The sequence below is a fragment of the Campylobacterota bacterium genome, assembly GCA_040752835.1.
Classification (GTDB): Bacteria; Campylobacterota; Campylobacteria; order Campylobacterales; family Sulfurimonadaceae; genus Sulfuricurvum.
In genome coordinates this window covers 20366-32173 of the sequence record JBFMGG010000011.1, presented here as the reverse complement: position 1 = coordinate 32173, position 11808 = coordinate 20366, and the positions used below count along the sequence as shown (strand labels likewise).

Sequence of the window (11808 nt, the reverse complement as noted above, 5' to 3'; positions counted from 1 at the left end):
GGAAATCTTTATCATAAGGTTTCCGCGTGGGCACACAAAACTGCTATCTCCTTGATACTTCCGTTATCCTCGACGATCCGACCAATATCCTCCGAATCAGCGAAGAGAACCTCAACGGCGTCGTCATTACCAACGTCGTTCTGTCCGAGCTTAACAGCAAAAAAGACGACATGCGCTCCGAAGCGGGCTTTCAGGCGCGGGAATTTTTCCGCCTCGCCGACATTGCCTGGGGGGAGCCGATCAGCTCCGTCGAACTCCCCGAATGCGTCCGAAGCCGCATCGACCATAACCTGTGTCAAAACGACCGCTACTATCGGCTCTCGCTCAACTTCGACCGTTCCTTACACGGAGGCGAAGCAAACCTGATCGACCTCTACATCGTTCATCGGGAACACTACCGCGTATCGGCCCATTTTTCCGAACCGAAAGGGCTTAATGACGCTAAAATCGCCGAAATAGCCGACGACTACGATCTTACGCTCCTCACCAACGACATGTCGTTTCGGATCGCCGCAGAAATCCGCGGCATACAGTCGCAGAGCATCCGTAACAGCAGCGTCGAAGCCCCCGAGAAAATCGATTTTTCCTACACCTACGAGTACGAGGAGACCCCAGCTCTCCCCGCCGATAAAACCCATCACAACTTCGACCAGATCACCTTCGTCCAAAAGGCGCTCAGCGCCGCTTCGGAAATGTACGAAACGGGAATCCAGCGCCATGCCCTGAGCATCAACGGCCAGATCGAATGGTGCGATTTCGACCGCCGTTTCGGAGAACACTTCGACGAAAGCCTCGTACGCCCCCTCAACCTCGAGCAAAAATTCTATTACGCGATGATGACCCATCCCCAAAACTACGTCACCGTCGTCTCGGGCTCGACCGGTTCGGGAAAAACCCTCGTCGCGCTGCAGGCGGGGCTGGAACTGGTCGAAGAGGGGATCGTCGAGGGGATCGTCTATGCCCGAAACACCGTCACTTCGAACGATCCGCAGTCCGAACTGGGATTTCGTAAAGGGGACGAAGAGCAGAAACTGGGGTATTTCATGTATCCCCTCTATGCCGCCATCAATTTTACGATCGAGCACCAGAGCAAATACTCCATCGACGCACGGGTCGAATACACGGGGAACACCAATTCGATCAAACGGGAAAATGCGACCGAAATCTTTATGAAAAAATACAACATCGAAGCGATGGACATCGCCCACATGCGGGGAACGACCATCTCCCGCAAATTCGTCATCATCGACGAGGCACAGAACATGACCAACGCCACCCTCAAACTGATCGGAACGCGGATGGGAGACGAGACGCGGCTCGTCGTGATGGGAGACCCCGGTCAGATCGACCATCCGTTCCTCTCCAAACGGCGCAACGCCCTCGTGACCCTGCTCAACAAAGCGCAACACAACGACTTTATCGCGGGAATCCAGTTGCGCCACACGATCCGCAGCCAGGTAGCCGACTGGTTTGATAAGAATTTTTGATCATTCTGGGGGGAGTAAAAAGCACGCAAACGTGCGCGGGCTTTCCGCCGAGGAAAACTAAGCGTGAGCGTAGCCGTGGGAGCTTTGCTCCAACGGCGTATAAAATCAGATCGGCAGTACGCGGATCTTCTGAGAAAGTTTCTCTTTGAGGGTCGCCTCGATGGCGTACAACGTTCCCGTCGTGGAGCTCGCGCATCCCGAACAGGCCCCGAGGTAGCGGATGTAGACGTCGATGTAGTCGGGGGAATCTTTGATGTCGATGACTTCCATGTTCCCGCCGTCCATGACGAGGAACTGACGCACGCTCTCATCGATGACGCTGTCGATCGCCTTGATCTTCTGCACGAGGGTCATCGTTTCGAAATCGCCGTGCGTTCCCGCGTCCGCGGCCGCACGCATCTTCTCTTCATCCATCTCGCGACGGACGTCGGCGAGAATATCGACCAGATAATACTCGCGCGCTTCGTGTCCGCCCGGCTTGATGCACGATTTACAAAAACCGCCCGCTTTGGTGTAGTCGGTAATCTGTTCAACGGTTTTGAGGTCGTTGAGGCGGATCACTTCGCGCAGTGTTCCGAGACTGACGCGCGCACATTCACAGACGATGATCTCGTCTTCGAAGCTCGCGGCGTCGACGCCGAGGTAAAGCCCCGCCGCTTTTTTGATGACGTCGTAAGCCATGACCGAACAGTGCATTTTCTGCGGTGGAACGGCCGGAACGTCGGGGGTATCGCGCAGGGCGAACTCGACGTCGATGTTGGTGATCTTGACCGCTTCCTGAACCGTTTTACCGATACACAGCTGGGTCATCATGTCCGAACTCGCAATCGCCGTACCGCACCCGAAGCTTTTGAACTTCGAGTTGACGATGGTGTCGGTCGCGGGATCGACTTCCCAGTACAGGCGAACCGCGTCGCCGCAGCTCTCCGCCCCGAAATCGGCAACGATGAGCTTATGTCCGGCCGCGTCGCACTCCTCTTGCGTAATCTCCCCCTGATGCTGGGGGTTGTTCATCAGCGTCGTAACTTTGTTCGAATACTGGTCCCAGAGAGACCCGCCCAAAAGATCATTTTTTGCCATAATTGTTTCCTTCTCAGTGGTGGATATTGCATTCCGCAGCCTCACCACCCGGTGTCGGCTGAACTTTTGCATAAGAACTTGAAATCGCGCGCAACCGCACGACCGCCTTTTTGAACGCGTCGATGACGTAATCGATCTCTTCGTCGGTCGTAAAGCGCGACAGGCTCAGACGGATCCCCGTATGGGCCAACTCGTGGTCGGCCCCGATGGCCAGCATGACGGTATTGGCTTCGAGGTCCTCGGAGGCACAGGCCGATCCGGTGGATGCACCGATCAGGGCGTTGTTGAGATCCCACAGCATCCCTTCCCCTTCGACCCCGCGGATCGAGATGAGGATCGTGTTGGGGGTGCGGTTGTCGCGGTTCCCGACAACCATCACGTCGTTCAGTTCGGCGAGGAGCGCGTCTTCGAGCCGGTCGCGCTTGGCACGGATCGAGGCCATTTTGGCTTCAAGGTTTTCGGTGGCCAGTTCGATCGCCTTACCCATTCCTACGATGTAGGGGACGTTGAGGGTTCCCGAACGGCGTCCCCCCATGTGCTCGCCGCCGTGCAGCAGCGGGGTCAACGCTTCGGAATTGCGGATGTAGAGGGCTCCGATCCCTTTGGGACCGTGGAATTTGTGGGCCGACATCGACAGGAAATCGACGTGGACGTCCTGGACGTCGACGGGAATTTTACCGACGGCCTGTACCGCATCGGTATGGAACAGCACCCCCCGTTCTTTACAGATTTCACCGATCTCCTTGATCGGGAAGATCATCCCCGTTTCGTTATTGGCCCACATGACCGAAACGAGGGCGGTTTTATCAGTAATGAAACTGCGCAGGGTATGCGCTTCGACGATCCCCTGATCGTTGACGGGCAGATACGTGACCTTGACCCCCTGCTCTTCGAGGAATTTACAGGTCGAAAGGACCGACGGGTGTTCCACCTCGGTCGTGACGATGTGGTTCTTGTCGCCGTTAAGGATCTTGTCCACCCATACCGATTTGAGCACCCAGTTGTTCGATTCGGTCGCACACGACGTAAAAATGATATCGTCGTTGTCGCCCGCGTTGATCGCTTTGTACATCTGGTTGATCGCTTTCGTGATCGCCGGATGCGAAGCGGTGCCGTACCGGTGAAGCGAGTTGGGGTTCCCGTAAATTTCGCTGAAAAACGGGATCATCGCCTCGACGACGGCAGGGTCGACTTTGGTCGTGGCGTTGTTGTCCAAATAGACTTGCATAGATTCTCCTCGAGAAATCGTCACTCAATAAAAGACAAATTCTCTCTTGTTTAACTTTCGGGATAATAGAGCAAAGCTCGTTATACTAACCTTAAGGGTTTTTTATGTTTAACGTGCTTTAAGGATTCCGCCTCAGTTGGCCATCATCGCGATCAGCTGATCGACCGTTTCCTGAAAATCGGTCTGGAATTTTTCCCCCTGCGAAAGGAATTTCTCCATCTGCTCCCGTTTCCCGATCGCTTCGTCCAGTTCCCGATCGGTCCCCTTGACGTAGGCGCCGATGCGGATCAGCATCTCGTTCTCTTTAAGTAAAGTATAGAGACGGCGGAACCGCCGGGCGGCGGCAAAATGTTCGGGGGAGATGATATCGTTCATCACCCGCGATGCCGAATTGAGAATATGGATGGGCGGATAGATCCCGAAATCGGTCAGTTCCCGCGAGAGGACGATGTGACCGTCGAGGATCGAACGCGACTGGTCGGCGATCGGGTCGCTCAGGTCGTCCCCTTCGACCAGAACCGTAAAAAAAGCGGTGATGGAGCCGTTGCCTTCCTCTTTGCCGGCCCGCTCCATCAACTGCGGCAACAACGTCAGCGACGAGGGGGGATACCCCTTTGAGGTCGGGGGTTCTCCGAGGGCGAGGCCGATCTCGCGCTGCGCCATGGCAAAACGGGTCACCGAATCCATCATAAACAGAACGTCCAGCCCCTTGCCTTTAAAATACTCCGCCACACTCATGGCGCTGAACGCCCCGTATTTGCGCATCAGCGGCGAATCGTCGCTGGTGGCGACGACAATGACCGTGTTTTCGAGATTGCCGCCCAGATTTTTTTCGATAAATTCGGGGACCTCGCGCCCCCGCTCCCCGATCAGGGCGACCACCTTGATCGGGGCCTGGGCGCCGCGGACGATCATCCCCATCAGGGTTGATTTGCCGACGCCGCTTCCGGCGAATATCCCCAGCTTCTGCCCTTTTCCGCAGGTGAGGAGTCCGTCGATCGTTTTGACCCCGACGCGAAAGGGCTCGTTGATCATTCCGCGCTTCATCGCCGCAATCGGAGCTTTGATGATCGGTTCAAGATGGGTCGAACCGATCGGCCCCTTCCCGTCGACCGGGTTCATGAACGGATCGACGACCCGCCCCAGCAACGCATCCCCGACCTCGATCATCATCCCCGTCTGGTTCGGATAGATCTTGTCTCCCGTCCGGAATCCCTCGACAAAACGAAACGGGGTGATAAAAAAACGGTTCCTCTCCACCTCGCTCACCATCCCCATCGCCTGGGCGCCGTTCACCTCCGAAACGATCAGTACGGTATCTCCGATGCTGACATGGAGTCCTTCGGCGACGATGACCGTCGGACTGATTTTGGTAATCGTCCCGAACAGGGTGGTGAGCTTTTCGATTCCCAGACGGCTTCGGAGGGTTTTGAGCGGCATCGTTTAGTATCGGGTTCCGGCCGGAGAGTTGATCAGGTTGAAAAACTCCATCCGCGTTTTTTCGTCCCGTTTGAACAATCCCCGCAGCGCGCTCGAGGTGGTCGTGGAACTGATTTTCTCGACTCCGCGCATCTCCATGCACATGTGACGCGCCTGCACGACCACCGCGACCCCCTTGGGGCTGATCGCGTGCATCAGCGCGTCGGCGATCTGTTCGGTCAGCTGCTCCTGGATCTGCATCCGGCGCGCGAAGACGTCGACGACGCGCGGGATCTTGGAGAGGCCGACCACTTTTCCGTCGGGGATATAGGCGACATGGGCCCGTCCGATAATCGGAAGGAGATGGTGTTCGCATGTCGAATAAAATTCGATGTCTTTGATCAGCACCATCTCGTCGTTGGAAGTTTCGAACATCGCCGAATTCAAAATCGCCTGCGGATCTTCATTGTACCCTCCGAACATGAATTCGTAGGCTTTCATCACCCGCTCGGGGGTTTTGAGGAGCCCTTCGCGGGTTTCGTCTTCGCCGACGTAGCGGATCATCGTCTTAACCGCGTCTTCGAATGCTTGCTGGGTAGTTGTTTTTGACATCGTTCTCTCGTCCAATCTTGATGGTCTTACTTTATCACGTTTTTGCTGAGGAGCAGATGAGCAAAACGGATCCTTCATGGACTTATCAGAGCATTTTGGGTATTATTGCCCCCATTTAGTCTGTCAAGACAACGACAACAAAGGGATTCAATGCAAATCACAACGAATAAAATCGACTCTGCGAACGCCAAAATCAACGCAGCCATCACCCGCAATACCATCGATGCCAACATCGAAAAAATCGCCAACCAGCTCAGCAAAGAGGCCAAAATCGCCGGTTTCCGCAAAGGAAAAGTGCCCGTCAGCGCCGTCAAAAAACAATACGGTGACCGCCTGGTACAAGACGCCGAAGCGCAAGCGCTCCGCGACCTGCTCGACGAAGGGCTCAAAGCGATGGAGATCGCGGCAAGCGCCCTGATCGGCGAACCCCAGATCACCAAATTCGATAAAAACGACAACGGCATCGACGTCGAAGTGACCCTGGCGATCCGCCCGGCGATCGAACTGGGCGATTACGCCGCCATGGTTCCCGAAGTCGCCAAGCCCGCAATCAGCGACGAAGCCGTCATGCAGCGCATCGAAGAGCTCGCAACCGCACAGGCCCCCTTCGTCAACGTCGAAGAAGACAGAGCGCTGATCAGCGGTGACGCGGCCCTGATCGATTTCGAAGGATTCGTCGACGGTGAAGCGTTCGAGGGAGGAAAAGCCGAAGGGTTCAGCCTCCGCCTCGGAAGCGGCCAGTTCATCCCCGGTTTTGAAGACCAGGTGATCGGTATGAAAAAAGGGGAAGAAAAAACGATCGACGTGACGTTCCCCGAAAACTACGGCGGAAGCAAACTCGCGGGCAAACCGGCCCAGTTCAAAGTCAAAGTCAATGCGATCCAGGCCAAAGAAGCGGTCAGCATCGACGACGAACTCGCCAAAAAAATGCTCCCCGGATATGACGACGCCAACCTCGACATGCTCAAAGAAAAAGTCAAAGAGCAGCTCGAGAGCGAAGAGATGAGCAAAATCTACAACGACGAGCTCAAACCGAAACTGATGGAAACGTTCGTCAACGCGTTTACGATCGATCTTCCCGAATTCATCGTCGAGCAGGAGATGGACATGGCGCTGAACAAAAAAGCGCGTGAAATGGCCGAAGCGGAACTCGAAGAGCTCCGCAACGACGCGGAAAAAGTCAAAGCGCTGCGTGAAACATTCCGCGATGACGCGTGCCGCGCCGTCAAAGCGACCTTCATCGTCGATGCCCTCGCCCGCGCCGAAAACGTTGCCGTCAGCGAGCAGGAACTGATGCAGACGATCTATTTCGAAGCGATGCAGATGGGCCAAGATCCCTCTGCGATCTACAAACACTACCAGGAATCGGGATACCTTCCGGCGATCCAGATGGCGATGATCGAAGATCGCGTCCTTAGCAAACTGCTCAACGACAAAATCAAAGAGGCCTAATGAGCTACATCCCTTACGTCATCGAAAAGACGGGGCGCGGAGAGCGCTCCTATGATATCTATTCGCGTCTGCTTAAAGACCGTATCGTCATGCTCAGCGGCGAAGTCAACGATGCCGTATCCTCTTCCATCGTCGCGCAGCTGCTTTTCCTGGAAGCGGAAGATCCGACCAAGGACATCTACTTCTACATCAACTCGCCCGGAGGCGTCATCACTTCGGGGATGGCGATCTACGACACGATGAACTATATCCGTCCCGACGTCTGCACGATCTGTATCGGCCAGGCGGCGTCGATGGGCGCCTTTTTGCTCAGTTCGGGGACGAAGGGCAAACGTTACGCCCTTCCCCACGCGCGGATCATGATCCACCAACCCCTCGGCGGAGCGCAGGGCCAGGCCACCGATATCGAAATTCAGGCCAAAGAGATTCTTCGGATGAAAGCCGAACTGAATGAAATTTTGGCCCGCAACTGCGGACAAAGCGTCAAAAAACTCGAAAAAGATACCGACCGTGACAATTTCATGTCCGCCGAAGAAGCGGTAAGTTATGGTATCATTGACGAAGTGCTTGTCCAAAAAGAAAAAGACGACAAATAATTAGGGATGTTTCATGGCGAGTCTCAGTGATCTCAAACGCTCACCGCGGCCTGCCGCCCAAACCAATCCTGACGGGAGCAACAGTTTTATGAGTATCAGTACCGGTTCTTTAAGTGACCCAACCAGCGATCTGGAAATTTTTGCGAAAGAGGTTCTGAGCGCACTGATCTCAGACAACCTCCCCCCGACCCCCAATAATTTTGCCCTCTACTTCGACCGCATCCTCGAAGACAAAAGCGAAAGCCTCCGCCGCCAGATCGGTTCGATCCTGGAACTTGAAGAGGATAACCATGACGACAAAAGTGTCGAACTCGAAAAAAACCTGAAGCAGGGTTTTCTCTCGATCAAAAACATCCTGCAGCTCAGTGCCACCCTCTACAAAAACATCGCGTTGATGGAAAAAATCCTCGACAAACGCAAAGAAGAGATGAAAAGCGTCCCGACCGTAGCGGGGGCCAGTGATCTGCTCTCCTCGCTGAGCAACGACGTCAACAAGCTCAGCGCAATCCTCAAAAAACAGGTCACGCACATGAAAACCGTGTACGACGAGACCGCGGGGATCGTCCGACAGGTCGAGAACGAAACGATTTTCGACAACCAGTACGGCGTCTACAACAAACGCTATCTTCTCACCAAACTCGAGCAGGAGCGCAATCTCATCGACGAATTCAAACACAAAAGCTCTCTCATCACCGTACGCCTTTCCAAAGAGACCAGCTCGATTATCCAAAGCGAGAAAGCACAGCAGCTGATGATCCGCACCGTCGCGCGGCTGCTGCTCAAAACCTCCCGCCGCAGCGATATCGTCGCCCATTACGGTGAAGGGGTGTTCGCGATGGTCCTCAAACATACCGACATCGAAAGCGCCAAACGCGCGTCCGAGCGTCTGTACGACCTGGTCGCTTCGAGCAATTTCTTTCTGGCCGAAAAAGAGATTCAGCTGCGCATCGCGATCGGGATCGCCGAAATGACGGCGGCCGAAGGGGTTGAGCAGACTCTCGTCAATACCCTCGATGCGATGAATCTGGCCGATGAGAATCCGAAACTGCGCTACATGGTCGCAACCGGCAACGAATAAGGCTTTCATGATTCTCCCGATCATCACCTACCCCAATAAGATTCTCAAAACCGTATCTTCCCCCGTCACCGAGTTCGACGAAACGCTGCACCGCTTCCTCGACGACATGTTTGACACGATGATGCTCTCCAACGGCATCGGCCTCGCCGCCATCCAGGTCGCCAATCCGATCCGCGCGCTGATACTGTGCATACCCGACGAAGAAGGGAACCAGCCGCGCGAGCGTCTGATCGAGATCATCAACCCGGTTATCCACAATCCGCGCGGCACCACGCTCTACCAGGAAGGGTGTCTGAGTGTTCCGGGGTTTTACGAGGACGTCGAACGCTACGAGACGCTGACGCTTCATTACCAGAACCGTTTCGGCGAAGCGTGCGTACTCGAAGCGGACGAACTGCTCTGCATCGCGATTCAGCATGAAATCGACCATCTCGACGGCAAACTGTTTATCGAAAAACTCTCCTACAACCGCCGAAAAAAATTTGAAAAAGAGTATAAACGGGCCCAAAAAGAGAAAAAATAGCCTCTTGCCCCTCCCTTTCCTGTTTGCATTTTGCAATATTTACCCAAAAATAACATTTTCCGGTTACAATATCCCTCAAATCCCATAACGGTACTTTGCGATGAAACAGCTACTGTGCGCCACATTCGAGGGGATCGACGCCAAACCCGTCGAAGTCCAGTTCACCGCGACCAAAGGGCTCCCCGCCTTTACCATCGTCGGAATGGCCAATACCGCCATCAACGAATCCAAAGAGCGGGTGAAATCGGCCCTGCTGGGAAACGGCTTCACCTTTCCCCCCAAACGCCTCACCGTCAATCTCGCACCCAGCGACCTGCGCAAGGAGGGGTCCCATTTCGATCTGGCCATCGCGGCGCTGATCGCCCTGGGAAGCGGTGAAGAATCGACCGAAGGATGGTATGTGTTCGGGGAGCTCGGGCTGGACGGCAGCGTAACCGAAAACGCCCTCCTCTATCCGATCATACTCTCGCTGGCCAATCAAGGCTCGATACGCCGCGCGATCGTCCCCGAGGTCAGTATTGCGAAACTCTCCAAAATCCCGGGGATCTCTTTTTACGGCGTTTCGAGTCTTACCCAAACCCTCGAGCTCCTTCGCGGCGTCGCCGCACCCGAACCCGCAGAATGTTCCTCGTTTGATTTCGAACGCCTCGATCACGAAGGAGAACCCTATTTCTATCACGAAGAGTATCCTCTCGATTTTCGCGATATCCGGGGACAGGAGCACGCCAAACGCTCTGCCCTCATCGCCGCGGCGGGGATGCACAATCTGTTGCTCGAAGGCTCTCCCGGAAGCGGGAAATCGATGATTGCCAAACGCCTCCGCCACATTCTCCCCCCGCTGCACAACCACGAAATGCTCGATTGTGCCAAACTCGAAATCCTGGAGGGAAAAGAACCCTCTTTCACCCCTCTGCGACCGTTTCGATCACCCCACCACACGAGTACCGGGGCCAGCATCTTCGGAGGCGGAACCCACAAAGCCCAAATCGGCGAGGTGGGATTGGCACACAACGGCATATTGTTTTTCGACGAACTCCCCCATTTTTCGAAAACGGTGCTTGAAGCGCTCCGTGAACCCCTCGAAGACCGTCGTATCCGCATATCCCGCGTCAACGCCAAAGTCACCTACGAAGCCGATTTTTTGTTCGTCGCGGCGATGAATCCCTGCCCCTGCGGCAATCTGTTCAGCACGACGACTCCCTGCCGCTGTTCCGACACCGAAATCGCCCGTTACCGCGCACGCCTCTCCGATCCGTTTCTGGATCGGATCGACCTGTACGTTCAGATGCATCCGATCAGCGCCGAGGACAAACCCGGCCTCCCCTCCCGGGAATTCCATGCCCGCGTGCGCGAAGCGTTCCTGCGTCAAAAACACCGGGGGCAGCACCGCCTAAACGGTGCCTTGAGCGACGAAGAAGTGGCCCGGCATTGCACCCTCGACCCCGAAGGCCATCAGGTGGTCGATCAGGCGATAGGACGCTTCGGACTCTCATTCCGGGCGGTCACGCGACTGCTCAAAGTCGCCCGCACAATTGCCGATCTCGAAGCGAGCGACGATATCCGAAAAAGCCACCTTCTCGAAGCGCTGAGCTTCCGGCGACGCTCATGAGCCGCACGCCGCTCCTCTTCGCGCTCGTTCTCGCCGCGCTGACGATTGCCTTCGCGATTAAACAAGCGGCCTCTCCCGCCGCTCCTCTCCCCCCGCTTCCGAACGTGATCCTGGCCTTCGGCGATTCGCTCACCTACGGTACGGGCGCCGCCAAAGGAGAAAGCTATCCCGACCGGCTCGCACAGCGGATCGGAAAAAACGTCATCAATGCGGGCCTTCCCGGAGAAGGTTCCAAAGAGGGGCTCAAGCGGCTAAAGACGCTCCTCGATCGGCACCGTCCGGGGCTCGTGCTGCTCTGCCACGGTGGAAATGACATCCTGAAAAAACAAGACGAAAAACAAATGCGCCGTAACCTCGAATCGATGATCCGGATCTTGCAGGGTCGGGGTATCGGCGTGGTGCTGATCGCCGTCCCGCAATTCTCCCTGATCGGCCTGGACGCTCATCCGGCATACGAAGAGATCGCCGAACGCTTCGCCGTCCCGATCGAAAAAGAGCGCCTCTCGGAGGTACTGGGCGACAATCGGACCAAAAGCGACTACGTCCACCCCAATGCGGCGGGATATGCACAAATCGCCGAAGCGGTCGAGAAGGTGTTGCGGGAACACTATCGGGTAGAGTGAATGTTGGCTGGGAAAAGAGATGAAGATTTGATGTCGGTATGCAGCACAACCGGAGGGAAGTTTCCAAGGCCGAAAATTTCAACCTTGGAAAAGCTTGCAAC

The 11808-nt window shown here is 55.6% G+C and carries 11 protein-coding genes; 7 read left to right on the top strand and 4 right to left on the bottom strand.

Going from position 1 to position 11808, the window contains the following annotated elements; translation table 11 throughout:
• Positions 1-26 precede the first annotated feature (26 nt).
• The gene (locus AB1763_11230; GenBank protein ID MEW5833396.1) at positions 27-1487 is read left to right on the top strand and encodes a PhoH family protein; all 1461 of its coding nucleotides are present in this window, start codon (positions 27-29) and stop codon (positions 1485-1487) included.
• Positions 1488-1592: 105 nt separating this feature from the next.
• Here AB1763_11230 and AB1763_11225 read toward each other — a convergent pair whose 3' ends face one another.
• From AB1763_11225 to folE, 4 genes are all read right to left on the bottom strand, one after another.
• A complete protein-coding gene (locus AB1763_11225) occupies positions 1593-2567 on the bottom strand; it encodes an iron-sulfur cluster assembly scaffold protein (GenBank protein MEW5833395.1) in 975 nt (324 codons plus the stop codon).
• A gap of 13 nt (positions 2568-2580) precedes the next feature.
• Positions 2581-3795: a NifS family cysteine desulfurase gene (locus AB1763_11220; protein ID MEW5833394.1), complete on the bottom strand. Its 1215-nt coding sequence runs from the start codon at positions 3793-3795 to the stop codon at positions 2581-2583.
• 132 nt (positions 3796-3927) lie between these two features.
• On the bottom strand, positions 3928-5235 hold the full coding sequence (gene fliI / locus AB1763_11215; GenBank protein ID MEW5833393.1) for a flagellar protein export ATPase FliI: 1308 nt from the start codon (positions 5233-5235) through the stop codon (positions 3928-3930).
• 3 nt (positions 5236-5238) lie between these two features.
• On the bottom strand, positions 5239-5826 hold the full coding sequence (gene folE / locus AB1763_11210; GenBank protein MEW5833392.1) for a GTP cyclohydrolase I FolE: 588 nt from the start codon (positions 5824-5826) through the stop codon (positions 5239-5241).
• Positions 5827-5976: 150 nt separating this feature from the next.
• Between folE and tig the strand changes: the two genes are divergently transcribed.
• The 6 genes from tig to AB1763_11180 all read left to right on the top strand — a co-directional run bounded on the left by tig (position 5977) and on the right by AB1763_11180 (position 11707).
• Positions 5977-7278, top strand: coding sequence for a trigger factor (tig, locus tag AB1763_11205; protein MEW5833391.1), 1302 nt, complete (start codon positions 5977-5979; stop codon positions 7276-7278).
• The gene (gene clpP / locus AB1763_11200; protein MEW5833390.1) at positions 7278-7874 is read left to right on the top strand and encodes an ATP-dependent Clp endopeptidase proteolytic subunit ClpP; all 597 of its coding nucleotides are present in this window, start codon (positions 7278-7280) and stop codon (positions 7872-7874) included. Before tig ends, clpP begins: the two co-directional genes overlap by 1 nt.
• Before the next feature lie 13 nt (positions 7875-7887).
• A complete protein-coding gene (locus AB1763_11195; GenBank protein MEW5833389.1) occupies positions 7888-8952 on the top strand; it encodes a diguanylate cyclase in 1065 nt (354 codons plus the stop codon).
• A gap of 7 nt (positions 8953-8959) precedes the next feature.
• On the top strand, positions 8960-9475 hold the full coding sequence (gene def / locus AB1763_11190) for a peptide deformylase (GenBank protein MEW5833388.1): 516 nt from the start codon (positions 8960-8962) through the stop codon (positions 9473-9475).
• Positions 9476-9575: 100 nt separating this feature from the next.
• Positions 9576-11084, top strand: coding sequence for a YifB family Mg chelatase-like AAA ATPase (locus tag AB1763_11185; protein ID MEW5833387.1), 1509 nt, complete (start codon positions 9576-9578; stop codon positions 11082-11084).
• Positions 11081-11707 (top strand): arylesterase, encoded by a 627-nt coding sequence (locus AB1763_11180; GenBank protein MEW5833386.1) that lies wholly within the window; start codon positions 11081-11083, stop codon positions 11705-11707. The genes AB1763_11185 and AB1763_11180 overlap by 4 nt, the downstream gene beginning before the upstream one ends.
• Positions 11708-11808 lie beyond the last annotated feature (101 nt).

Coding starts and splice junctions, on each gene's coding strand:
- AB1763_11225 (MEW5833395.1), bottom strand. CDS start 2,567: ATGGCAAAAAATGATCTTTTGGGCGGGTCTCTCTGGGACCAGTATTCG.
- AB1763_11220 (MEW5833394.1), bottom strand. CDS start 3,795: ATGCAAGTCTATTTGGACAACAACGCCACGACCAAAGTCGACCCTGCC.
- fliI (MEW5833393.1), bottom strand. CDS start 5,235: ATGCCGCTCAAAACCCTCCGAAGCCGTCTGGGAATCGAAAAGCTCACC.
- folE (MEW5833392.1), bottom strand. CDS start 5,826: ATGTCAAAAACAACTACCCAGCAAGCATTCGAAGACGCGGTTAAGACG.
- tig (MEW5833391.1), top strand. CDS start 5,977: ATGCAAATCACAACGAATAAAATCGACTCTGCGAACGCCAAAATCAAC.
- clpP (MEW5833390.1), top strand. CDS start 7,278: ATGAGCTACATCCCTTACGTCATCGAAAAGACGGGGCGCGGAGAGCGC.
- AB1763_11195 (MEW5833389.1), top strand. CDS start 7,888: ATGGCGAGTCTCAGTGATCTCAAACGCTCACCGCGGCCTGCCGCCCAA.
- def (MEW5833388.1), top strand. CDS start 8,960: ATGATTCTCCCGATCATCACCTACCCCAATAAGATTCTCAAAACCGTA.
- AB1763_11185 (MEW5833387.1), top strand. CDS start 9,576: ATGAAACAGCTACTGTGCGCCACATTCGAGGGGATCGACGCCAAACCC.
- AB1763_11180 (MEW5833386.1), top strand. CDS start 11,081: ATGAGCCGCACGCCGCTCCTCTTCGCGCTCGTTCTCGCCGCGCTGACG.